At 70.5% G+C, this 22,852-nt stretch carries 17 protein-coding genes; 9 read left to right on the forward strand and 8 right to left on the reverse strand.

Annotated elements, in window-relative coordinates:
- Window positions 1-159: 159 nt before the first annotated feature.
- Together dop and ACFXJ8_RS14880 are read right to left on the reverse strand one after the other, a co-directional pair.
- Complete coding sequence (gene dop, locus ACFXJ8_RS14875; protein WP_379644421.1) at window positions 160-1,674, reverse strand: depupylase/deamidase Dop; 1,515 nt, start codon at window positions 1,672-1,674, stop codon at window positions 160-162.
- A gap of 97 nt (window positions 1,675-1,771) precedes the next feature.
- On the reverse strand, window positions 1,772-2,914 hold the full coding sequence (locus ACFXJ8_RS14880) for an acyltransferase family protein (RefSeq protein ID WP_379644422.1): 1,143 nt from the start codon (window positions 2,912-2,914) through the stop codon (window positions 1,772-1,774).
- A 133-nt stretch (window positions 2,915-3,047) separates the two neighbouring features.
- On the opposite strand from ACFXJ8_RS14880, the gene ACFXJ8_RS14885 reads away from it, so the two are divergent.
- The 3 genes from ACFXJ8_RS14885 to ACFXJ8_RS14895 are packed head-to-tail and all read left to right on the forward strand — an operon-like array spanning window position 3,048 to window position 7,917.
- On the forward strand, window positions 3,048-4,424 hold the full coding sequence (locus ACFXJ8_RS14885) for a family 2B encapsulin nanocompartment shell protein (RefSeq protein WP_379644423.1): 1,377 nt from the start codon (window positions 3,048-3,050) through the stop codon (window positions 4,422-4,424).
- Window positions 4,424-6,565 carry a germacradienol/geosmin synthase gene (locus ACFXJ8_RS14890; RefSeq protein ID WP_379644424.1) on the forward strand — a complete coding sequence of 714 codons (2,142 nt, stop codon included), beginning with the start codon at window positions 4,424-4,426 and terminating at the stop codon, window positions 6,563-6,565. Before ACFXJ8_RS14885 ends, ACFXJ8_RS14890 begins: the two co-directional genes overlap by 1 nt.
- Window positions 6,562-7,917: a family 2B encapsulin nanocompartment shell protein gene (locus ACFXJ8_RS14895; RefSeq protein ID WP_379644425.1), complete on the forward strand. Its 1,356-nt coding sequence runs from the start codon at window positions 6,562-6,564 to the stop codon at window positions 7,915-7,917. The genes ACFXJ8_RS14890 and ACFXJ8_RS14895 overlap by 4 nt, the downstream gene beginning before the upstream one ends.
- A 61-nt stretch (window positions 7,918-7,978) precedes the next feature.
- On the opposite strand, the gene arc is transcribed toward ACFXJ8_RS14895, so the two are convergent.
- Both arc and ACFXJ8_RS14905 read right to left on the reverse strand, forming a co-directional pair.
- Window positions 7,979-9,742: a proteasome ATPase gene (arc, locus tag ACFXJ8_RS14900; protein ID WP_379644426.1), complete on the reverse strand. Its 1,764-nt coding sequence runs from the start codon at window positions 9,740-9,742 to the stop codon at window positions 7,979-7,981.
- 204 nt (window positions 9,743-9,946) lie between these two features.
- Window positions 9,947-10,795, reverse strand: a complete 849-nt coding sequence (locus ACFXJ8_RS14905; protein WP_379644427.1) for a tRNA (adenine-N1)-methyltransferase — start codon at window positions 10,793-10,795, stop codon at window positions 9,947-9,949.
- Between the two features lie 284 nt (window positions 10,796-11,079).
- Here ACFXJ8_RS14905 and ACFXJ8_RS14910 point away from each other — a divergent pair, with 284 nt between their 5' ends.
- Both ACFXJ8_RS14910 and ACFXJ8_RS14915 read left to right on the forward strand, forming a co-directional pair.
- Complete coding sequence (locus ACFXJ8_RS14910; RefSeq protein ID WP_379644428.1) at window positions 11,080-12,183, forward strand: GNAT family N-acetyltransferase; 1,104 nt, start codon at window positions 11,080-11,082, stop codon at window positions 12,181-12,183.
- A 117-nt stretch (window positions 12,184-12,300) separates the two neighbouring features.
- Window positions 12,301-12,783, forward strand: a complete 483-nt coding sequence (locus ACFXJ8_RS14915; RefSeq protein WP_379644429.1) for a hypothetical protein — start codon at window positions 12,301-12,303, stop codon at window positions 12,781-12,783.
- Between the two features lie 39 nt (window positions 12,784-12,822).
- Here ACFXJ8_RS14915 and ACFXJ8_RS14920 read toward each other — a convergent pair whose 3' ends face one another.
- Together ACFXJ8_RS14920 and ACFXJ8_RS14925 are read right to left on the reverse strand one after the other, a co-directional pair.
- Window positions 12,823-13,188: a hypothetical protein gene (locus tag ACFXJ8_RS14920; protein ID WP_379644430.1), complete on the reverse strand. Its 366-nt coding sequence runs from the start codon at window positions 13,186-13,188 to the stop codon at window positions 12,823-12,825.
- 4 nt (window positions 13,189-13,192) lie between these two features.
- On the reverse strand, window positions 13,193-14,155 hold the full coding sequence (locus ACFXJ8_RS14925; protein WP_379644431.1) for a DUF4145 domain-containing protein: 963 nt from the start codon (window positions 14,153-14,155) through the stop codon (window positions 13,193-13,195).
- A gap of 184 nt (window positions 14,156-14,339) precedes the next feature.
- On the opposite strand from ACFXJ8_RS14925, the gene ACFXJ8_RS14930 reads away from it, so the two are divergent.
- Window positions 14,340-16,946, forward strand: coding sequence for a LuxR C-terminal-related transcriptional regulator (locus ACFXJ8_RS14930; RefSeq protein ID WP_379644432.1), 2,607 nt, complete (start codon window positions 14,340-14,342; stop codon window positions 16,944-16,946).
- Window positions 16,947-17,266: 320 nt separating this feature from the next.
- Here ACFXJ8_RS14930 and ACFXJ8_RS14935 read toward each other — a convergent pair whose 3' ends face one another.
- Both ACFXJ8_RS14935 and ACFXJ8_RS14940 read right to left on the reverse strand, forming a co-directional pair.
- Window positions 17,267-18,655 (reverse strand): FHA domain-containing protein, encoded by a 1,389-nt coding sequence (locus tag ACFXJ8_RS14935; protein WP_379644433.1) that lies wholly within the window; start codon window positions 18,653-18,655, stop codon window positions 17,267-17,269.
- A 156-nt stretch (window positions 18,656-18,811) separates the two neighbouring features.
- The gene (locus tag ACFXJ8_RS14940) at window positions 18,812-19,906 is read right to left on the reverse strand and encodes a site-2 protease family protein (RefSeq protein WP_379644473.1); all 1,095 of its coding nucleotides are present in this window, start codon (window positions 19,904-19,906) and stop codon (window positions 18,812-18,814) included.
- 123 nt (window positions 19,907-20,029) lie between these two features.
- On the opposite strand from ACFXJ8_RS14940, the gene ACFXJ8_RS14945 reads away from it, so the two are divergent.
- From ACFXJ8_RS14945 to ACFXJ8_RS14955, 3 genes are read left to right on the forward strand one after another with little or no spacing between them, the layout of a single operon-like run.
- Window positions 20,030-20,890, forward strand: coding sequence for a RecB family exonuclease (locus ACFXJ8_RS14945; RefSeq protein ID WP_379644434.1), 861 nt, complete (start codon window positions 20,030-20,032; stop codon window positions 20,888-20,890).
- 53 nt (window positions 20,891-20,943) lie between these two features.
- Window positions 20,944-22,077 (forward strand): sensor histidine kinase, encoded by a 1,134-nt coding sequence (locus ACFXJ8_RS14950; protein ID WP_379644435.1) that lies wholly within the window; start codon window positions 20,944-20,946, stop codon window positions 22,075-22,077.
- Window positions 22,077-22,760 (forward strand): response regulator, encoded by a 684-nt coding sequence (locus tag ACFXJ8_RS14955; protein ID WP_379644474.1) that lies wholly within the window; start codon window positions 22,077-22,079, stop codon window positions 22,758-22,760. Before ACFXJ8_RS14950 ends, ACFXJ8_RS14955 begins: the two co-directional genes overlap by 1 nt.
- Window positions 22,761-22,852 lie beyond the last annotated feature (92 nt).

Below are 22,852 nucleotides of genomic sequence, written 5' to 3' on the forward strand. Positions count from 1 at the left end.
CGTGGTGATACGCCGCATGGTGATACGCCGCGTGACGGTCGGCCCCATGACGGTCGGCCGCGTTGCGAGCCACCGCATGGCGGCCCCGCCGCGTGGTCATCCGCCGAGTCGGTGCCCGCGCGGGTGTTCGGCGTGCCGTACGGGTGCGATCGGGTCGGGTCAGTCGCCGCCGGTCAGGGCCGCGACGAGGTCGGCGGCGGTGCGGCAGCGGTCGAAGAGTTCGCCGACGTGGGCCTTGGTGCCGCGCAGCGGTTCGAGGGTGGGGACGCGTTGGAGTGATTCCCTGCCGGGGATGTCGAAGATGACGGAGTCCCAGGAGGCGGCGGCGACCGATTCGCTGTATTGGCGCAGGCAGCGGCCGCGGAAGTAGGCGCGCGTGTCGGTGGGTGGGTTCTCGACGGCGCGCTGGACCTGTTCTTCGGTGACGAGGCGCTGCATGCGGCCGCGGGCGACGAGCCGGTTGTAGAGGCCGCGGTCGGGCCGGATGTCGGAGTACTGGAGGTCGACGAGCTGGAGTCGGGGGTGTGACCAGGCGAGGCCGTCGCGGGTGCGGTAGCCCTCGAGGAGTTCGAGTTTGGCGACCCAGTCGAGTTCGCGGGAGAGCTGCATGGGGTCTTCGGCCAGGCGGGTGAGGACGGATTCCCAGCGGTCGAGGATGTCCTTGTTCATTTCCTCGGTGGCGGTGCCGCGCTCTTCGACGTATTTGCGGGCTTGTTCGAGGTATTCCATCTGCAGCTGGATGGCGGTGAGCTTGCGGCCGTCGCGCATGGGGATCTCGTAGCGGCAGGTGGGGTCGTGGGAGACGGCGCGGAGGGCTTGGACGGGGTTGTCGACGGCGAGGTCGCGGGTGAGGAAGTTGTCTTCGATCATGGCGAGGACGAGGGCTGTCGTCCCGAGCTTCAAATATGTCGAAATTTCCGACATGTTGGCGTCGCCGATGATGACGTGGAGCCTGCGGTACTTCTCCGGGTCGGCGTGGGGCTCGTCGCGGGTGTTGATGATGGGCCGCTTGAGCGTCGTCTCCAGGCCGACCTCGACCTCGAAGAAGTCGGCGCGCTGGCTGATCTGGAAGCCTTCGCCGCGTGAGTCCTGTCCGATGCCGACCTTGCCGGCGCCGACGACGACCTGCCGGGAGACGAAGAACGGCGTCAGGTGGCGGACGATGTCGGCGAAGGGCGTGGCACGCCGCATGAGGTAGTTCTCGTGGCAGCCGTAGGAGGCGCCCTTGGCATCGGTGTTGTTCTTGTAGAGCTGGATGGGGGCGTTGGTGGGGATGGCCGAGGCGCGTACGGCGGCGTCGTACATGACGCGCTCGCCTGCCTTGTCCCAGATGACGGCGGCGCGCGGGTTGGTGACCTCCGGCGTGGAGTATTCGGGGTGGGCGTGGTCGACGTAGAGGCGGGCGCCGTTGGTGAGGATGACGTTGGCCAGGCCGAGGTCCTCGTCGGTCAGCTGGCTGGGGTCGGCGACCTCGCGGGCCAGGTCGAAGCCTCTGGCGTCGCGCAGGGGGTTCTCCTCCTCGAAGTCCCAGCGGGCCCTGCGCGCCCTGGCGGCCGAGGCGGCCAGGTAGGCGTTCACGACCTGGGAGGAGGTCACCATCGCGTTGGCGCCTGGCTGGCCGGGTACGGAGATGCCGTACTCGGTCTCGATGCCCATCACCCGACGCACCGTCATGCGCACCTCTCGTAGTCCGGCCTACAGAGTCCGGTCTGTCTATCCGCCGTTTATATGCCCGAGCCTATGCCCTTCACAGTCCCTGAGGGTCACAGAGTTATGGCACCGACGCCTTTTCCGCCCGTACGGCGGGCATTGGCGTGCTTTGCGCGGTACGGCGGGGCCGCAGGAACCGCTGGATGGGGCGTTCGGCACAGGAATAGACAAGATACGACAAGAGGATGGTGACGAGCGTGGCGATCAGGCCCAGGGCCCAGGCGGGCATGGCGCCGACCAGGGGTGGGATGAGGACGACGGCGACGAGGCTGTGGAAGAGGTAGAGCGGGTAGGTGGTGCCGCCGAGCGCGGTGAGCAGGGGCGAGGACGGCATGCGGAAGTAGCCGAGCGCGACCATGGCCATGACCGCGAAGATCAGGGTGATGGTGAAGACGACGCCGGTCTCGGTGACGGGCATGGCGGCGAAGCCGGCCGCCTTGATGCGTCGGGCGACGCGGTCGATCGCCGAGTCGACGGCCAGGACCCAGGACAGCGCGAACAGCAGCCAGGGCAGCCAGGCCGAGCCGTGCCGGTGGATGAGGTAGAGGGCCATGCCCGCGACGAAGTAGCCGGCGTAGGCGGGCATGACGGTCTCGGTGACGAGCGCGTGGTGGAGGAAGGGCACCTCCAGGCCGAACCAGCCGGGCACGACGAGGGCCAGGGCGGCGGCGAGCCAGACGGTCATGAAGACGAGGACGCGCCGGTGGGTGACGCCGATGATCACCACGATGGAGATGAGCAGGTAGAAGCGCAGCTCGGCCCACAGTGACCAGTAGACCCCCATCGCGTCTTTCACGCTGAACAGGCGCTGGAACATGGTCGCGTTGAGCAGGTACTCAGGCAACGGCAGCTTGGGGTCGAGCGGCTTGGCGGCGAGCACGCCGTACACGACGGCGACGGCCGCCAGGCTGAGCCAGTAGGCCGGATACAGCCGGACGAATCTGGACCAGGCGAACGCGCCGAGCCCGCGCCCCCACACGGTCATGAGGATGACGAATCCGCTGATGACGAAGAACAGTTCGACGCCGAGGATGCCGAGCCCCGCGACAGGTGCGAGCCAGGGGAAGAGCGTGGAGGGCCGCTGTCCCCAGACGGAGGCGAAGGCGACGAAGAAGTGGAAGGCGAGGACGGCCATGGCCGCGATGAAGCGGAGGAGGTCGAGCTCGGCGAGCCTTCCACTGTCGGTGATCCGTCGTCTGCGCACGCCCTTTTGACGGCCTGTTGTGACAGTTGGGTTCCCTGTGGCCCCTGAGACTTTGCTGATAGGACAGGTTTTACTTTGCGTGTTCAGTGGATAACTTTACGTGGCGTAGATCTCCGAGCGACAAGGTGAGGGAATGACCGACGACCAGCTCAGCCTCAGTACAGCCGCGGCACGCAATCTGGCGACGACGACGAAGTCGGTGCCGCAGATGCAGGAGATCACCTCGCGGCATCTGCTGCGGGTGCTGCCGTGGGTGCAGGCGATCGGCGGTGTCTACCGGGTCAACAGGCGGCTGACGTACGCGGTGGGCGACGGGCGCGTCACGTTCACCTCGACGGGTTCGGAGGTTCGCGTCATTCCCGGGGAACTGGCCGAGTTGCCGGCGCTGCGCGGGTTCGACGACCAGGAGGCGCTTGCGGCGCTGGCCGGCCGGTTCGTCCAGCGGGAGGTGCGGCCGGGCGAGACGATCGTGGAGGCGGGCGGTCCGCGCGACCTGGTGGTGCTGATCGCGCACGGCAAGGTGCGCAAGCTCGCGCCGGGCGCCTACGACAACGAGACGGTTCTGGGGGTGCTGGCCGACGGCGACTATCTGGGCGAGCAGGTCCTGGTGGGGGTGGACGGCCAGTGGGACTACACGGCGAAGGCGGTCACGGCGTGCACGGTGCTGACGCTGTCGGCGCAGGCGCTGGCCGAGGTCAGGGGCCTGTCGCAGGCGTTGCACGAGCGGCTGGAGAACGCGGCGGACGGGGACGGGGACGGGCACGCGCAGAACGCGCATGGCGAGGCCGCGATCGCGCTGGCGGCGGGCCATGTGGGTGAGGCGCGGCTGCCGGGCACGTTCGTCGACTACGAGCTGGCGCCGCGGCAGTACGAGCTGAGTGTGGCGCAGACGATCCTGCGGGTGCACTCGCGGGTGGCCGATCTGTACAACGAGCCGATGAACCAGACCGAGCAGCAGTTGCGGCTGACGATCGAGGCGTTGCGGGAGCGGCAGGAGGACGAGCTGGTCAACAACAGGGAGTTCGGTCTGCTGCACAACGCCGATCTCAAGCAGCGGGTGCATACCCGTAGCGGGCCGCCGACGCCGGATGACATGGACGAGCTGCTGGCCAAGGTGTGGAAGGATCCGGGGGTCTTGCTGGCCCATCCGCGGGCGATCGCGGCGTTCGCCCGCGAGTGCAACGCCCGCGGCCTGTATCCGTCCAACGTCGAGTACAGCGGGCAGAGCGTGCCGGCGTGGCGGGGCGTTCCGGTGCTGCCGTGCAACAAGATCCCGGTGAGCGACAAGGGTGTCACCTCGATCATGGCGATGCGGCTGGGTGAGGCGAACCAGGGCGTGATCGGCCTGCACAGGACGGGCTTGCCGGATGAGTACCAGCCGGGTCTTTCGGTGCGCTTCATGGGCGTCAACGACCAGGCGGTCATCTCCTATCTGGTGACGACGTACTACTCGGCGGCGGTGCTGGTGCCCGACGCGCTGGGCATCCTGGAAAGCGTCGAAGTCGGCTGATGGGCCCCTTCGAGCTGCCGGAGTTCTACTGTCCGTATCCGGCCAGGCTGAATCCGCATGTGGAGTCGGCCCGCGTCCACACCAAGCGGTGGGCGCGGGAGATGGGCATGCTGGACGATCCGGAGATCTGGGAGGAGCGCAGGTTCGACGGCATGGACTACGGCCTGCTGTGCGCCTACACCCATCCGGAGTGCGATGCCGACGAGCTGGACCTGATCACCGACTGGTATGTGTGGGTGTTCTTCTTCGACGACCACTTCCTGGAGATCTTCAAGCGGTCGAAGGATGTGGCGGGCGCCCAGGCGTATCTGGATCGGCTCGATCTGTTCATGTCCGATGATCCGCCGGAGCCGTCCAATCCGGTGGAGAAGGGGTTGCGGGATCTGTGGGCCCGTACGGTGCCCGGCATGTCGCGGCAGTGGCGTGAGCGTTTCGTCAAGGGCAACCGCGAGCTGATGCAGGAGTCGATGTGGGAGTTGTTCCACATCGAGGACGGCCAGGTGTCCAATCCGATCGAGTACATCGAGGAGCGCCGCAAGGTGGGCGGTGCTCCATGGTCTGCGTGCCTGGTCGAGCACGCGGTGGGCGCGGAGGTTCCGGCGCGGGTGGCGGGCAGCCGTTCGATCAGGGTGCTGACGCAGACGTTCGCCGACGCGGTGCACCTGCGCAACGACCTGTTCTCCTACCAGCGGGAGGTGGAGGAGGAGGGTGAGCTGTCCAACTGCGTGCTGGTGGTGGAGAAGTTCCTCGGCTGCGACACGCAGAAGGCGGCGGAGATCACCAATGATCTGATCACCTCGCGGTTGCACGTGTTCGAGCACACGGTGTTCACCGAGCTGCCGGTGCTGTTCGCCGAGCAGGCGCTGCTGCCGCACGAGCAGGAGGCGGTGCTGCGTTACGCGCGTGGCCTGCAGGACTGGCAGTCGGGCGGGCACGAGTGGCATATGCGCTCGAACCGGTACATGAATGGCGGCGGGCGCACGGGTCTGCATGTCTCGCCGCGGCATGTCATGGGTCCCGGCGGGCTGAGGAACCACGTGCACGTGCCGTACCAGCAGGTGGGTCCGCTTCGGCTGCCGGAGATCGTGATGCCGTTCCAGGTGCGGGAGAACCCGCATCTGGAGGCGGCGCGCGGGGCGACGCTCGAGTTCGCGGAGGCGATGGGCTTCTACACGCTGGTGTGGGACAGGGCCGGGCACGACGGCTACGACCTGGCGTTGTGCGCGGCGGGTATCGATCCTGACGCGGGTCTGGAGGAGCTGGTGCTGGCGGCCGACTGGCTGAGCTGGGGCACCTACGGTGACGACTATCTGCCGGCGGTGTTCGGCCGGTCGCGCGACTTCACCGGGGCGAAGGCGTTCAACCGGCGCCTTTCGGAGTTCATGCCGCTGGATCTGGTGGTGACGGCGGTGGCGGCCAACCCGGTGGAGCGCGGCCTGGCCGACCTGTGGGTCCGTACGGCCGAGCCGATGTCGCCGCAGGCGCGGGCGGAGTTCAGGGCGGCGGTGGAGGCGATGACCGACAGCTGGCTCTGGGAGCTGGCCAACCACCTCCAGAACCGGGTTCCCGATCCGGTCGACTACGTGGAGATGCGGCGCAGGACGTTCGGTTCGGACATGACGATGGCGCTGGCGCGGCTGGAGCCGGGGCGGTCGATCCCGGCCGAGGTGTGGGGGTCGCGGCCGATGGCGGCGCTGGTCGACGCGGCCCAGGACTGGGCGTGCATGCTCAACGACCTGTTCTCCTATCAGAAGGAGATCGAGTACGAGGGCGAGCTGCACAACATGGTGCTGGTCATGCAGACGTTCTTCGACTGCGACGTCTCCAGGGCGGCGGAGCTGGTCGGTTCGCTGATGGCGGCGCGGATGCGGCAGTTCCAGAAGGTCGCCGAGGTGGATCTGCCGGCGCTGCTCGACGGCACGGCCGCCGACGCGGGGTTGCGGGCGTCGGTGGCCGACTATGTGGCCGAGCTGGGCGACTGGATGGCGGCGATCCTGCGCTGGCACCAGGAGTGCCGACGATATGACGAGGCGACGTTGCGGGGCACCCGGTGGGTGCCGGGGCCGACGGGGCTCGGCACGGCCAGCACGAGGATCGGGACCCTGCTGGGGAGGACACAGCTGGGGAGGGCAGCGTCGTGACGGCGTCGAGTCTGAGCACGGCGGCCGCCAGGAATCTGGCGACCGTCACCAAGTCGGCGCCGTTCATGCGGGAGATCTCGCCGCGGCATCTGCTGCGGGTGCTGCCGTGGGTGGAGGTGTCGGGTGGCTCCTTCCGGGTCAACCGTCGCCTGTCCTACCGGGTCGGCGACGGCAGGGTGAGCTTCACCTCGACGGGCGCCGAGGTGCGGGTGGTGCCGGGCGAGTTGTGCGAGCTGCCGGCGCTGCGGGGTTTCGCCGACGCCGAGGTGCTGGCGGAGCTGGCGGGGCTGTTCGAGCAGCGGGAGTACGAGCCGGATCAGGTGATCGCCGAGGAGGGCGCGCCGGTCGAGGAGCTGCTGCTGGTCGCGCACGGCAAGCTGGCCACCTCGGCGCACGGCGCCTACGGCGGCGCGGTGGCGGTGGGCCGGCTGGCCGACGGCGACCATCTCGGCGACGCGCTGCTGACGGGCGGTTCGGCCGGCTGGCCGTACACGGTGCGGGCGGTCACCGCGTGCACGGTGCTGGCGTTGCCCGGCCCCGCGTTGCGGGGCCTGCTGGCCCGCTCCCCCGGCCTGCGGGCCCAGCTGGCGCCGTCGGGCGGGCCCAGGCGGCAGAACAGGTACGGCGAGGCGGAGGTGGCGCTGGCGGCCGGGCATGTGGGTGAGGCTCGGCTGCCGGGCACGTTCGTCGACTACGACCTGGCGCCCAGGGTGTACGAGCTGAGCGTGGCGCAGACGATCCTGCGTGTGCACACCAGGGTGGCCGACCTGTACAGCGATCCGATGGACCAAGTCGAGCAGCAGCTGCGGCTGACGGTGGAGGCGTTGCGGGAGCGGCAGGAGGACGAGCTGGTCAACAACAGGGAGTTCGGGCTGTTGCACAACGCCGACCTGCGGCAGCGGATCCACACCAGGGGCGGGCCGCCGACGCCCGACGATCTGGACGATCTGCTGGCCAGGCGCAGGAAGACGCACTGTTTCCTGGCGCATCCGAGGGCGATCGCGGCGTTCGGCAGGCAGTGCAGCGCGCGCGGGGTGTATCCGTCGACGACGCGGGTGCCGGGAGGCGCGGTGATCGCGTGGCGGGGGGTGCCGCTGCTGCCGTGCGACAAGATCCCGGTCACGGATCGGGGGCTGACCTCGATCATGGCGATGCGGCTGGGTCAGGACGATCAGGGGGTGGTCGGGTTGCGCCGCACGGGGCTGCCCGACGAGCGCGAGCCTGGCCTGTCGGTGCGTTTCTCGGGGATCGACGACCGGGCGATCCTGTCGTACCTGGTCACCGCCTACCAGTCGGCGGCCGTCCTGGTGCCCGACGCGCTGGGGCTGCTGGAGAGCGTCGAGGTCGGCTGAGTCGAACGCCGAAAGGGCCGCTCCCCCGGTGCCGTGTTCGGGGAGCGGCCCTTTCGCGCTACTACAGGTACTGGCCGGTGTTGGCGACCGTGTCGATCGAACGGCCGGCCTCGGTGCCCTGCTTGCCGGACACGAGCGTGCGGATGTAGACGATCCGCTCGCCCTTCTTGCCGGAGATGCGGGCCCAGTCGTCGGGGTTGGTGGTGTTGGGCAGGTCCTCGTTCTCGGAGAACTCATCGACGCAGGCGGCCAGCAGGTGCTGTACCCGCAGGCCCTTCTGCCCGGTCTCGAGGAACTGCTTGATGGCCATCTTCTTGCCCCGGTCGACGATGTTCTGGATCATCGCGCCGGAGTTGAAGTCCTTGAAGTACAGGACTTCCTTGTCGCCGTTGGCGTAGGTCACCTCGAGGAAGCGGTTCTCCTCGCTCTCGGTGTACATGCGCTCGACGACGCTCTGGATCATTCCCGCGATCGTGGAGTCGCGGGAATCGGAGTGCTCGGCGAGGTCGTCCGGGTGCAGCGGGAGTTCGGCGATGAGGTACTTGGAGAAGATGTCCTTGGCCGCCTCGGCGTCCGGCCGCTCGATTTTGATCTTGACGTCCAGGCGGCCTGGCCGCAGGATCGCCGGGTCGATCATGTCCTCGCGGTTGGAGGCGCCGATGACGATGACGTTCTCCAGGCCCTCGACGCCGTCGATCTCCGACAGCAGCTGAGGGACGATGGTGTTCTCGACGTCGGAGGAGACGCCCGAGCCTCGGGTCCTGAAGATCGAGTCCATCTCGTCGAAGAACACGATCACCGGGGTGCCCTCGGAGGCCTTCTCCCTGGCGCGCTGGAAGACCAGGCGGATGTGCCGCTCGGTCTCGCCGACGTACTTGTTGAGGAGCTCGGGGCCCTTGATGTTGAGGAAGAAGCTCTTGCCGGACTGGCCGGTCTTCTCCGCGACCTGCTTGGCCAGGGAGTTGGCGACGGCCTTGGCGATGAGCGTCTTGCCGCATCCGGGCGGGCCGTACAGCAGCACGCCCTTGGGCGGGCGGAGCTTGTGCTCGCGGAACAGGTCGGCGTGCAGGTAGGGCAGCTCGATGGCGTCCCTGATCTGTTCGATCTGCCGCATGAGGCCGCCGATCTCCTCGTAGGAGATGTCGGGGACCTCTTCGAGGACGAGCTCTTCCACTTCGGACTTGGGGATGCGCTCGTAGACGTAGCCGGAGCGGGGCTCCAGCAGCAGCGAGTCGCCGGCGCGGATGGGCTGGCCGAGCAGCGACTCGGCCAGGCGCACGACGCGCTCCTCGTCGGCGTGGGAGATGACCAGGGCGCGCTCGCCGTCTTCGAGCACCTCCTTGAGCATCACGATCTCGCCGACCTCTTCGTAGCCGAGTGCCTCGACCACGTTGAGCGCCTCGTTGAGCATGACTTCCTGGCCACGCCTGAGCACATCGGTGTCGACGGCGGGACTGACGTTGACCCGCAGCTTGCGGCCTCCGGTGAAGATCTCCACCGTGCCGTCTTCCCTGGCCTCGAGGAAGATGCCGAAGCCGGACGGCGGCTGGGCCAGCCGGTCGACTTCTTCCTTGAGGGCGACGATCTGATCCCTGGCCTCCTTGAGTGTGGCCACCAGCCGTTCGTTCTGGCTGGTCACCGCGGCAAGGTTGGCCTGCGCCTCGTGGAGACGCTCCTCGAGGACCCTGGCCTGACGGGGTGACTCGGCCAGCTTCCTGCGCAGCGCTGTGATCTCCTCCTGCAGGAAGGAGACCTGTGTTGAAAGATCAGCGACCTCCCGTTCGCGCTGCGCGGCTCGAGCCTCTGCATCATCGCGAGCTGCCACGCCCCGTCACCTCCTTCCCAGTCGAGAGCGACTACTAAGGACCTTACCCATCTCCCGGCTTTCCGCTACCTGGCCGGAAAGTGTTCGTAGAGTGACATTCGGTATTCGAGGAATAAGCCCAATTGGCGTGTTTAGTACTTCCAGCATATGAACACGGTCATCTGTTCCCGCGTCACGCACCAAGGCACCGCCGTGGCCAAATCGTCATAGTTCTTCGGTGGTCCCCTTCGGTCGTCTGCGCCGTGGCGGGGGCGTGACGCCGTCCGCCATGCGGCGGGCGGTGACGAGGAAGCCGGTGTGCCCGATCATCCGGTGATCCGGGCGTACGGCGAGTCCTTCGACATGCCAGTCGCGAACCAGGGTCTCCCACGCGTGGGGCTCGGTGAAACTCCCGTGCTCCCGAAGGGTTTCGACGGTCTTCGACAGCTGGGTGGTCGTGGCCACGTAAACGCAGATCACGCCACCCGGTGTGAGGGCCTTGGCCGCGGCGTCGACGCACTCCCACGGGGCGAGCATGTCGAGGATGACGCGGTCGACGTCGATCTCGTCGATGGACTCGTTGAGGTCGCCGACGACCAGGCGCCAGCTGTCCGTCTCGCCGCCGAAGAACTTCTCGACGTTCTTGCGGGCCACGTCGGCGAACTCCTGACGCCGCTCGTAGGAGATGACCTTGCCCTCGGCGCCGACGGCGCGCAGCAGGAAGCAGGTCAGCGCGCCCGACCCGACGCCCGCCTCGATGACACGAGCCCCGGGGAAGACGTCGGCCATGCCGACGATCTGGGCGGCGTCCTTGGGGTAGATGACGGCCGCGCCGCGCGGCATCGACAGGGTGTAGTCCTGCAGCAGGTGGCGGAAGGCGAGGTACTGCGTGCCGCCGGACGAGCGCACCACCGAGCCTTCGGGCTGGCCGATCAGGTCACTGTGCGGGATCGCCCCCTTGTGCGTGTGGAAGACCCCGTCCTGCTTGAGCGTGATCGTGTGACGCTTGTTCTTGGGGTCGGTGAGCTGCACCTGATCCCCTATCTGGAACGGCCCGTGCCTGCGAAAACCCATGGGGATGAGGATAGGGCGAATCGCGGGGTCGCTCGGCCTGCGGCGACCCCCTGTATTTGCCTGCTCGTGGACCGTAACATCCTCACGTGTCGACACACTGGCCCTTCGCCGGCCGGGTCGAGGAGACCGACCATTGCTGACGCTGATGAACGACCCGGCGACCTGCGGCGTCGCACCACCTGCGGTCGGTCTACGGCAAGCTGGGCGTGAGCGGCAGGACGGAGCTCGGGGCGCTCCTGGACGGCGATTCGCCGCTTTGGGGCGGAGATTGATAGCAATGGACCATGTTGCCGCGTGAAGTGATCTCGACGGGTGCGCTGATCCTGCGTCCCCCTTCCCGTGAGGATCTGCCCGCGATCGTGCGGGCCACGTCCGACGCCGACACCGCCAGGTTCCTGTATTCGCTGCCCCTGCCGTACACGATCGAGGACGCCGAGTCCTATCTCGCGCTCGCGCAGCGGCGGTGGGCGGAGGGCGGCGCCGAGTTCACGGTCGCCGACGCCGGCAGCGGGCAGTACCTGGGCGCGGTGGGGCTGCGGCCGCCTGACGCGCACGGGGCGCTGTCCATCGGCTACCGGGTGGCCGAGTGGGCCAGGAGCAAGGGTGTGGCCAGCGCGGCGACGCGGGCGGTCAGCGAGTGGGCCTTCGACAAGGGGGCGCGGCGCATCGAGCTGCACGCCGAGGTGGAGAACCTGGCCAGCCTCCGCGTCGCCTACGCGGCCGGCTACCAGCAGGAGGGCATCGCCAGGGAGCGGACGCACACGCGCGACGGCAGGGCCGCCGACTTCGTGGCGTTCGCCAGGCTTGCGGGCGATCCGGGCGAGGCTGCCGGGCAGTACCTGCCGTTCCTGGACGGCGGAGAGCTGTCGGACGGGGTGGTGCGGCTGCGGCCGATGGCGCCCGGCGACGCCGGCGACTATCGGGCGATGGTGGGCGACCCGAGCGTCTCGCGGTGGATGGTCGGGACTGCTCCCACGGCCGAGGCGGCCGAGCGGCGCTGCCGCTACACCGGCTACTGGTGGCTGTCGGGGCAGCGGGCCGAGCTGTCGATCCGCGACGCGGCGACGGACGCGTTCGCCGGGCACATCCAGCTGGTGCAGGTGATGCCCGCCATCGGGCAGGCGATGGTCGGCTACTCGCTGCAGGCGGACTTCAGGGGCAGGGGGTTCATGACGCGGGCGGTGCGGCTGCTGGTGGACTGGGCTTTCACCGAAACGGCGCTGCACCGGATCGTGGCGGGCACCGACGTCGCCAACGACGCCTCACAGCACGTGCTGCGGCGGGTGGGCTTCAGCAGGGAGAGCGTGCAGCGGGAGCTGTTCCCCCGGCCCGACGGCACGCGCGGCGACGACGTGGAATGGCTCCTGCTACGGCCGGGACGAAGCTGAAAATATCTATTACCTGATGTGGGGGTGGCCAGGGGCGCGTTTGGCGGTAATACTCCGAGTCGCCACCCGTTAACACTCCGCCGTTTTCTCGGCGAGCCTGGCGTCAGGGGATGAGGCATGAGCAGCGACTGCGTGAAGGAGCTCATCGAGTCGTTCTCCCATGTGGAGTCGGACGCGCTACTGGACCAGGTGGTCCGGTGCGCGGCCGCGGTGGGCGGCACGCCGTACGCGGGGTTCGTGGACGTGGATCCGCTGCAGGAGATCGCCTATCCCTCTCATGTCCTGACCGCGCCGGGCGATCCGCTGCGGATCGGCCGCTGGCTGCTGGAGTCGGGGGTGCTGAAGGAGCTGGCGATCGGCTCCGACCCGGTGCTCGTGGAGCAGGACTGGTCGGTGGGCGGGCCGGGGTTCCTGGCGGTGCCGGTGCCGCTGGCCACGCGCGACCAGGCGTACCTGTGGGTGGCCGGCAGGCGCTTCTCCGACGGTGAGGAGCACCTGCTCGGCCGGCTGGCGACCGCGGCGGGCCGCGCGATCGAGGCCTCGCGCGGGCTGGAGGTGGCCGCGCGCATGCTGCGCTCGGTGCACGCCTTCACGGCCTGACGGCCGTCTTCTTCCCGTACGGCAGGCGGGGTCGTCCTGTCAGTCGGCTTCGAGGGCGGCGTCGAGGGCGTCGCGGAGGATGGCGCTCACCTGTGCGACGAGCGTCTCGGGGTCCAGCTTGGCGCGCAGGTCGAGGTCGATGGTGATCTCCTCGCCCACCCGCAGTCTGAGCGCCACCTGCCTGCCGCGTGAGCGCAGCCAGAGCTCCACGGTCCTGGCCAGCGCCGTCGCCTGCCCCTGTGAGGCCACGTCCACGACCAGCGCGGGCGGTTCGCCGCCCATCCGCCCGGCTCCGGGCCTCATGTGCCGCAGGCGGGTCCTACCGCGCAGCGCGTCGGCGCCGCGCAGCCAGTCCTCCAGCGAGCTCACCTCGTCGAAGGAGCCCTCGAAGACGACGTCGGCCACGCTGTCACCTCACGATCGGAGCGGTCCTGGCCCTGGTGAGGCGGACCAGGTCGGCTGGGTCGAGTTCGAGTTCGAGGCCGTGTCGGCCGCTGGAGACGTAGACGGACGCGGCGGCGGCCGAGGTCTCCTCCAGCACCGAAGGCAGGTACGGCAGCGCCAGCGGGCTGAGGATCTCGGCGGCGATGGTCTGGCCGATGCGCATGACGTCGGCCAGTCCCGCGACCCTGGCGTCGCCGGCGCCGAAGGCGCGGGCCAGCGCCCGCTCGTCGACGACGCCCTCGCTGGGCGCGATGGCGACGACGGCGTGGACGCCGAGGTAGAGGATGACGGCTTTGAGCAGCCGCGTGGGCGGAATGCCGAGCTCGCCGGCGACCGCGGTCCTCGATTTCGTCCTGGCCGGATCGTGGGGATAGGAATGGGCCCTGAACTCCACCTGTGATTGGCGGAGAATCCGCATCACCGGAGTATCGCGCAGGATATTTCGGTTATTGGGGGCTTTGGTGGCGCCGCGCCGTACCCGAAACGACCGGTATTTTCGGGAGAAGACGTAAAGGTAGTCGACGAACGCCTCGGCCAGTTCGACCGCGTCCTCCGCCTCCGACCTGGCCAGCGGGCGGGCGCCGAGGTGGGCAGCCTCGTTGCCCAGCTCGCGCAGCTCCTCGGCCCAGGCCAGCAGCCACCCGTCGATCAGGCCGCGTTCGCGCAGCTCGCGCAGCGCGTGGAAGAGCGTGCGCCCGCTCACGCCGTGGTCGGCGCACACCGCCTCCAGCAGCCGCCGCACGTGCAGAACGGCCGAGGCGGGCGAGCCCGAGCGCAGGCCCGCGCGCGCGTACGTGAGCTCCTGGCGCACCACGGGCGGCACCTCCGGGCCGATCGGCCGCCCCAAGGGCGGCCACAGCACCCGCGCGGGCCTGGCGGGCCGGTCGTCGGGGTCGTGGTCGCCGGTGTCGTCCCGGTTTTCCAGCAACAATGCCTGCCCGCAGCTCTGGCAGACCACCAGCCAATAAGGCCGCAACTGTTCCGGCAGAAAAACCCTGTGTAATCCGTCGGCTTCGCGTGCGACAGTTGGTCGGGCACAACTCGGGCAATCGACGTCGAATTTCACACCCCATCGCGCCACAAAAGGACAATAAGGTATCGAGGGGGCCGACATGAAGCGCTGGCCGTTCGCGGGCCGCGGGCACGAACTCGACGACCTGGTCCGGCTCGCCCGCGACCCGACCGCGCAGGGCGTCGTCATCGCCGGGCCCGCGGGCGTCGGCAAGTCGCGCCTGGCCGGAGAGGTGCTGATGCGCTTCCACGCGACCAAGGTGACGCTGCTGCGGATCAGGGCGACCAAGGCGGCCAGTTCGATCCCGAACGGCGCGCTGGCCGGCCTCATCCCACGCCAGCACCCTCCGCACCTGGTCAACACGCTGCGCTGGGCCGCCGACGAGGTGCTCGCCCACGCCGGAGGCAGGGTGCTGGTGCTGTCGGTCGACGACGCGCACCTGCTCGACAGCCATTCGGCCGAGGTGATCGCCTCGCTGGTCAGGGGCAGGCGGGCGCGCCTGGTGGCCACGCTGCGCACGGGCGAGCCCGCGCCCGACCCAGTGACGCTGCTGTGGCGCGACGGGCACGTGCGGCGCTACGACACCGGCCCGCTCAGCGACGACGACGTCACCGCCGTCCTGACCGCCGCGCTCGGCGGCCCGCCCGACGACGCCACCGTGCGCAGGCTGGCCGAGGTGACCGAGGGCAACGCGCTGTTCCTGTACGAGGTGGTGGGGGCGGCCATCGCCTCGGGCGCGCTGTCGGAGATCCACGGCATGTGGAAGCTGACCGGCGACCCGCCGCTCGCGCCCCGCCTGGCCGACCTGATCCACGAGCGGATCGGCGCGCTGTCGCCGGAGCTGAAGGACGTGCTGGAGTACACGGCGCTGGCCGAGCCGATCGGCGCCCGCGTGCTCAGCGCCCTGACCAGCGAGCGGGCGCTGCTGGAGGCGGAGGAGCGCGGCCTGATCAGGGTGCGCGTCGACCGGCGGCGGGAGATCGCCAGGCTCGGCCACCCCCTCTACGGCGAGATCGCCCGCGAACGCTGCCCGCAGCTCCGACGCCGCCGCAGGCACGCCGACCTGGTCGCCGCACTGGAGGCGACGGGCCTGCGCCGCAGGGAGGACCGGCTGCGGGTGACGGTGTGGCGGCTTTCGGCCGGGCTCGGCGCCGCGCCGGGGCCGCTGCTCGACGCCTCGCGCCTGGCGTGGTCGGCGCACGACTACCCGCTGGCCGTCCGGCTCGGCGAGGCGGCGCTCGAGGCGGGCGGCGGCACCACCGCGGCGATCCAGCTGGCCACGCTGCTCGACTACGCCCAGCAGCCCGACAGGGCCAGGGCCGTGCTCGACGGCACCCGCGTGCCGGACGACGAGCCGTCCAAGGCCCGCCTCGTGCTGGCCAGGGCCAGCAACCTGGCATGGGGCATGGACCGGCTCGGCGAGGCCCTCGACCTGCTCGCTGCCGCCGAGAAGGACGTGAAGGGGGCGGCGCCGCGCCGCCAGGTGGCCGTCCATCGTCTTGGTCTGACCGCCTCCGCCGCCCGCACCGGCGACGCGCTGCGGCTCAGCACCGAACTGCTCGCCCAGGACCTCGGGCCCGCCCAGCGCGCCCAGGTGCTCAACTCGCGCGCCCTCGCCCTCTGCTACGCCGGACGCACCACCGAGGCCGCGGCGCTGGTCCGCCAGGCGCTGGAGGAGTCGGCGGCCTGGCGCGAGGAGATCCCGGCGCTGGTCTCCCCGCTGCACTCCACCTGGGCCATGTGCGGGTACTTCTCCGGCGACCTGGCCATGATGGACCAGTCCATCGCGTCCATGCGGGGCGCACTGGCAGGCCAGCGCGGCTGGTCGCGCGGCGAGGGCAGCCTGGCGCTGGCCCGCGGCAACGCCGCCACCCTGCGCGGCCAGCTCGGCACGGCGCTGCTGATCCTGCACGCGCCCGCCAACCACGAAACGGCGCTGACCGTGGGTGGCTGCATGGCCGCCTACGCCGCCGCCCAGGCGCTGCGCGGCGAGGCCGCCGCCGCCCGCGACACCCTCCAGGCGGCCATGGCCCGCAACCGGGCCACCTGGACCGCGTTCATGCGGTGGGTGGCGCTCACCCGCGTGTGGATCGCCGCCGCGGGCGGCGAGAACGGGCACGCGGTCGAGCTGGCGCTGTCGGCCGCCGCCGAGTGCCGTGAGAGCGGTCTCGCCGCCTTCGAGGCGGTCGCCCTCCACGACGCGGTACGGCTCGGCGCGCCCGCCCCGGCCGCCCACCGGCTGGCCGAGCTGGCCGAGACGCACGAGGGGCCACGCGTCAAGCTGGCCGCTCGGCACGCGGCGGCGCTGGCGGAGGGCGACGCGGAGGGACTGCTGGCGGTGGCGGCAAGGTTCGACGCGCTGGGGTTGCCCCTGCACGCGGCCGAGGCGGCGGCTCAGGCGGCGACGCGGTTACGGCGCAGCCGGGGCGAGAAGGCGGCGCGCGCGGCGGCCACGGAGGCCTGGTCGCTGGCCGGAGCGTGCCAGGGGCCTAACACGCCCGCGTTACGTGGGCTGGCGGCGCCCGACCTGACGGACCGGGAGCTGCAGGTGGCGCAGCTGACGGCGGCGGGGATGTCGCATCGGCAGATCGCGCTGGAGCTGGGGATCGCGATGCGCACGGCCATGAACCACCGCAACCAGGCGTACTGGAAGCTGGGCGTCAACTCCCCCGCCGACCTCGCCAAGGCGCTGAACCGCTTCCGCTGAAGGCCGTGTCGGCTCGTGAGGTCTTCCAGGGGTGGTGAGGTCTTCCCAGGGTCGTGAGGACTGAAGCTGCCGGAGCCCCGAGGGTGCCAGGCGGAGAGGGCGGGGATCGGAGGCGGGGGCCGAAGAGACGGAGCCGCGGAGAGAGGGGGTTCGGGGCAGCGCGTTACCCACGTTGGGGCGACGTGACGGCGGGCGGCCGGAGTCCTGCTGGAGTGGCGTGTTGGACGGGCGGTCGGCGGTGACCACGGTGGCCTCGGCCGGGCTTGCCGTACCGATGGGAGAAAGCGGGGGCGAGCCGCGGAGGGCTCGCCCCCCGCAAATCACCCGCGGTGGGATTCGTAGCGCATCGTGCGGGAGACGCCGATGCGGACGGTGGTGCCGGGGGCGATGGTGACGGGCTCGTTCGGCGGGATGTCGTAGAAGTTGGGGTCGCCGGGCGGCTGGATCTGGGTGCCGTTGACCGAGCCGAGGTCGACCAGGTTGACGTCCCAGCCGTCGAGCGCGACCCGCAGGTGGCGGCGGGAGACCGAGCCGTCGGGGCTGGTGACCTTGGCGGGCCTGGCGGTGCCGCCGGCGACCTCGGGCGCCCGCTCGGGGTCGCGGCCCAGCAGGTAGTCGCTGTCGAGCGGCAGCGACGTGCCGTCGTCGAGCAGCAGCACGCCGAGCGGCGGCCGCGGCCCCTTGTACGGCACCAGCGTGCGCTGCACCAGCTCGATCCCGCAGATCACGCAGTACGGCGAGCGCGGGTCGTTGAAGTGGTCGTTCTTGCAGTCGACGCCGAACACCATCGGCCTGCCGTCGACCTGCTCCTGCTCACCCTGCGGCTCCTGCGGCGGGCCGAAGGGAGGCTGCTCAGAGGGCGCTTCCTCGTAGGGCATCGGCCCCTGCGGCATGGGCGGGCCGAGCGGCGGCATCGGGCCGGAGGGCGGGCCCTGCATCGGCGGGGCGGCCGGGCCGGGCGGCCCTGGCTCGGGCATCGGGTGCGGTTCCTGCGTCGGCGGCGGGCCGTAGGGGGCCTGCGGCCCTGAGGGGGCGCCCATCGGGTAGGGGGCCATGGGCTGCGACGGCTGGGAGGGCGGCTGGACAGGGGGTGGCTGGACAGGGGGCGGCTCTTCGGGCTGCGGCTCCTGCCTGGGCGGCGGGGGCAGCAGGTCGGGCTCGAAGTGCAGGCCCGTCGCGGGCAGTTCGCTGGTCTCCAGCGGCTTGACCTTCGGCTTGGCGGGGGCCGCCTCGCCGGCCTGGCCGACCTCGCCGCGCAGACCCGCGCCGAGCACCACGCCCTCGTCGAGGCGGACCGCGGGGTGGGCCTCGCCCGCGCCGGGCAGCAGCAGCTCCACCCGCTGGACGGGACCGGGGATCAGCCGGTCGGTCCAGGTGAGGGAGTCGCGCCCGGACAGCCGGCTCTCGCCGTCGTCGGTGACGACCACGGCGGAGGCGGCGCCGCTGACGAGCACGGCCATGCCGCCGCCAGCGGGACCGGCGACCGCGCAGCTCACCGGATCGCCTGACATGGTCCTGAACAACACCTGTGCGGCACGGCGGGCCAGCGCGAGACCGTCGGCCCCCGACGCCGCGCTCTCGCGGAGGGCCTCGAGCAGCTCGCCGCTCGCTGCCTCCTCCGCGTCACAGACCAGCAGCAATCCACCCATGTGGGCGACCAGCCCGCTGCCCGGCAGTGGGCGCACCACCCCGAAGCCCTGCTCTGCCACAGAACTCTCCCTCCACGGAAAATCGCCGGTCAACCGCCAGCCATACGCATACCCAGACGAGGAGGAACAGTATCGGCCGGAGCTGCTCGCCTCGAATCAGCGGTGCGTGATCAGTTGGTCAGAACATTAGTCCTGCCTGGCCGTTCAGACGAGTGGTCACACCCCGGTGAACACCTTGTTGACGTCGGCGGTGGCCAGCACGCCGTAGACCTCGCCCCCGCGTTCGACCAGGAGGTACTCCCCCGCCGGGGCGTCGCGCATGGCGTCGATCAGCGACTCGCCCGACAGGTCGGCGGGCAGCACCATGGACGGCTCGATCGTGCGGGACAGGGAGCCGACGTTCACCCATGGCCTGCGGTGTTCGGGTGTGGCCTGGACGGCGGCCTCGTTGACGATGGCCAGCGGCTTGCCGTCGTGGTCGACGATCACCATGGCGCCCGCGGCGGCCTCGGCCGTCCTGCGCAGCGCCTCCGACAGCGGGGTCTCGGCGGTGACGGGGATGGCGCGGCGGGCCAGGGCGCGGGCGTTGGCCTGCGGCAGCCTGGCGCGCACCCTGGCCACGCGCAGCGACTGGGTGGCGCCGAACCAGATGAAGCTGGCCAGCAGCACCGACCAGATGACGTAGGTGTCGAGCAGCGACTGGCCGCTCAGCAGCGACATGGCGAACGCGGCGGCGACGATGGCGACCGCCAGCGCCCTGCCGACCCAGGCGGCGGCGACGGTGCCGGAGACGGGGTTGCGGGTCGCCTTCCACACGCCGGCGCGCAGCATCCTGCCGCCGTCGAGCGGCAGCCCCGGCAGCAGGTTGAAGACACCGACGATGAGGTTGGCCACCCACAGCTGCCAGGCCAGCGCGCCGGGCACGCCGCCCTGCGGGATGACGAACTCGTAGACGAGGTAGCCGCCGCCGGCCAGGCCGAGCGACAGCAGCGGTCCTGCGAAGGCGACCATGAACTCGCGCCCCGGCGTCTGGGGTTCCTTCTCGATCTCCGAGACGCCGCCGAGGAGGTAGAGGGTGATGCGGCGCACCGGCAGGCCGTACATCCTGGCCACGACGCAGTGGGCCAGCTCGTGCAGCAGCACCGAGACGTAGAGCAGCACGGCGAAGACGAAGGCCACCGCGTAGGCGAGCGGCTCGCTGACGCCCGGCATCATTCTGAGCATCACGCGGCCGAAGCTCCAGGTGATGAACGCCGCGACGATGAACCAGGTCCATGACACGTAGACCGGGATGCCGAAGGGCCTGCCCATCCGGATGCCGGAGAACTCCTGGCGGGGACTCTCGGCGCTCACCTATCACTCCTTCGTCGCGCGATTGCCTTGATGCTACTCGGCGTGCCCATTCTGTCGGCGTCTTGACCTACAGTGCGGAACATGACGTTGACCGAACCCGTGATCATCGGGGCCCTCTCCCCTTCGCGGGCGGGTGACTTCATGACCTGCCCCCTGCTCTACCGCTTCAGGGTGATCGACCAGCTTCCCGAGCGGCCCTCGGCGGCGGCGGTGCGCGGCACGGTGGTCCACGCGGTGCTGGAGCGGCTCTATGATCTTCCCGCGCCGGGGCGTTCGGTGGCGGCCGCGTTGGAGCTGCTGGAGCCGCAGTGGGCCAGGCTGCTGGCCGACGACCCCGCCTATGCGCAGATGTTCGCCGACGAGGCCGAGCAGCTCGAGTGGCTGGGCCAGGCGCGTTCGATGCTGGAGCGCTATTTCACGCTGGAGGATCCGACGCGGCTGGAGCCCGCCGAGCGTGAGCTGTATGTGGAGGCGGTGCTCGACAGCGGCCTGATGCTGCGGGGCTACATCGACAGGCTCGACGTGGCGCCCAGCGGCGAGGTCAGGGTGGTCGACTACAAGACCGGCAGCGCGCCGGGTCCCGATTTCGAGGCCAAGGCGCTGTTCCAGATGAAGTTCTACGCCCTGGTGCTGTGGCGGCTGCGGGGGGCGATTCCGCGGCTGCTGCAGCTGGTGTATCTGGGCGGCGGCGGCGAGGTGCTGCGTTACGCGCCCGACGAGGCCGATCTGCTGGCGACCGAGCGCAAGGTGCAGGCCCTGTGGGCGGCCATCGAGCGGGCGCTGGAGACGGGTGAGTGGCGGGCGCGGCCGTCGCGGCTGTGCGACTGGTGCGATCATCAGTCGCTGTGTCCCGAGTTCGGCGGCACTCCCCCGCCGGTGCCCGCCAGACAGCCCGGTGACACGGTCAGGAGCAGCAGGCGGACGGCGACCGACGAGCTCTGAAGTCCTCCCCAAGGAGGAGGATTCCCGCTCTCACCTGGTCTTACATTGAAGCGGTGCGCACCGACCGAGCCCTGTTCCGCGACTCGTTCCTCGCCGCGGTCCTGGCCGCGGCCGCGGTGGCGCTGTTCGTCGTGAGCCGGGGCGGGGGTGCGGCGGGGGCGGCGCTGCTTGTGCTCGCCTACGCGCCGGTGGCGGTGCGCAGGCGCTGGCCGCTGGCGGCGCTGTGCGCGGTCCAGGCGCCGATCGCGGTGCTCGCCGTGCTCGACGGCGAGCCGGGGCTGGCCGGGCCGGCGGGGTTGATCCTGCTGTATTCGGTGGCCGCGCACCGGGGGCTGGCGATCGCGCTGTCGGGGCTGGCCGTCACGGCGGTCGGCTACGCCACTGCGGTGTCGCTGTCGCCGTCGGCGCCGGCCTGGCCCGATCACGCCATGGCCATCCTCATCGGCATCGCGGTGTGGGGCGCGGGCCGTAGCCTGCGGCTGCGGCGCGCCTACCTGGAGGAGCTGAAGGACCGCGCGGCCCGGCTGGAGCGCGCCAGGGAGGCCGACACCCGCGCGGCCAGGGCCGAGGAACGTTCGCGCATCGCCAGGGAGCTGCATGACGTGGTCGCCCACCACGTGAGCGTGATGACGGTGCAGGCGGCCGCGGCCAGGAAGGTGCTGACCGCCAACCCCGAGGTGGCCCGCGAGGCGCTGTCGGCGATCGAGGAGACCGGCAGGCTGGCGATGAACGAGATGCGCAACATCGTCGGTGTGCTGCGCACCGACGCCGTCTCAGGTCCGCCGGAGCGCCGCCCGCAGCCGGGGCTGCGCGACCTGCCGGCGCTGGTGGAGCAGATGCGCGAGGCGGGGCTGCCGACCGAGCTGGAGGTCGAGGGCCAGGCCGCCGTCCCCGCGGGCCTCGACCTGGCCGCCTACCGGCTGGTCCAGGAGGGGCTGACCAACAGCCTGCGCCACGCGGGCCCCGGCGCCCATGCCAGAGTGTCGGTACGGCAGGCGCCGCGCGAGCTGAGTCTCGTCGTGGAGGACGACGGTCTCGGCCCTGAGGCCCGCGAGGGCGACAGGACGGGGCACGGTTTGGTGGGGATTCGCGAGCGGGTGGCCCTCTATGGTGGAATCCTCAGGGTCGGTCCGCGCACGGGGGGCGGTTTCGAGGTGCGGGCGATTTTCCCGCTGAAGGACGGATGATGACGATCAGGGTGCTGCTGGTGGACGACCAGCCACTGCTGCGCACGGGGTTCCGGCTGATCCTTGAGTCCGAGCCGGACATCGCGGTGGTCGGGCAGGCGGGTGACGGCAAGGACGCGCTCGACCAGACCAGGGCGCTGCTGCCCGACGTGGTGCTGATGGACATCAGGATGCCCGGTGTCGACGGGATCGAGGCGACGCGCAGGATCGTGCGCGACGCGGCGCCCACCGCGCACGTGCCGAAGGTGCTGGTGCTGACCACGTTCGACCTCGACGAGTACATCGTGGAGGCGCTGCGGTCAGGTGCCTCGGGCTTCCTGCTGAAGGACGTGCCGCCCGACGAGCTGGTGCAGGCGATCAGGGTGGTGGCGGCGGGCGATGCGATCGTGGCGCCGAGCGTCACCAGGCGGCTGCTCGACCGGTTCGCGGCCAAGCTGCCGTCGGCCTACCAGCAGGCGACTCCGGCGCGGCTCGACCGGCTGACGGAGCGGGAGCTCGAGGTGCTCGGGCTGATCGCCAAGGGCATGTCGAACGCGGAGATCGCCGCCAAGCTGGTGGTGAGCGAGACGACCGTCAAGACCCACGTGGGCAACGTGCTGACGAAGCTGGGGCTGCGCGACCGGGTGCAGGCGGTCGTCCTGGCCTACGAAACGGGCCTGATCACCCCGGGCTCGCTGTCCTGAACCCCTCCCGGGGCACGGGAAGCGGCCGAGCGTGCGCGTAACGGCGGCCGGCCACGTGCGCTGGAGGAGCGTCTCCCTGGAGGGACGCCCAC

Origin of the sequence: Nonomuraea sp. NPDC059194 (assembly GCF_042754765.1) — a bacterium.
GTDB lineage: Bacteria > Actinomycetota > Actinomycetes > Streptosporangiales > Streptosporangiaceae > Nonomuraea.

Bases quoted from the DNA above. Each gene is read 5' to 3' on its own strand.
- ACFXJ8_RS14910 (WP_379644428.1), top strand. From the start codon at position 11,080: ATGTTGCCGCGTGAAGTGATCTCGACGGGTGCGCTGATCCTGCGTCCC.
- ACFXJ8_RS14915 (WP_379644429.1), top strand. From the start codon at position 12,301: ATGAGCAGCGACTGCGTGAAGGAGCTCATCGAGTCGTTCTCCCATGTG.
- ACFXJ8_RS14955 (WP_379644474.1), top strand. From the start codon at position 22,077: ATGACGATCAGGGTGCTGCTGGTGGACGACCAGCCACTGCTGCGCACG.
- ACFXJ8_RS14905 (WP_379644427.1), bottom strand. From the start codon at position 10,795: ATGGGTTTTCGCAGGCACGGGCCGTTCCAGATAGGGGATCAGGTGCAG.
- ACFXJ8_RS14930 (WP_379644432.1), top strand. From the start codon at position 14,340: ATGAAGCGCTGGCCGTTCGCGGGCCGCGGGCACGAACTCGACGACCTG.
- dop (WP_379644421.1), bottom strand. From the start codon at position 1,674: ATGACGGTGCGTCGGGTGATGGGCATCGAGACCGAGTACGGCATCTCC.
- ACFXJ8_RS14940 (WP_379644473.1), bottom strand. From the start codon at position 19,906: ATGGGCAGGCCCTTCGGCATCCCGGTCTACGTGTCATGGACCTGGTTC.
- ACFXJ8_RS14885 (WP_379644423.1), top strand. From the start codon at position 3,048: ATGACCGACGACCAGCTCAGCCTCAGTACAGCCGCGGCACGCAATCTG.
- ACFXJ8_RS14945 (WP_379644434.1), top strand. From the start codon at position 20,030: ATGACGTTGACCGAACCCGTGATCATCGGGGCCCTCTCCCCTTCGCGG.
- ACFXJ8_RS14890 (WP_379644424.1), top strand. From the start codon at position 4,424: ATGGGCCCCTTCGAGCTGCCGGAGTTCTACTGTCCGTATCCGGCCAGG.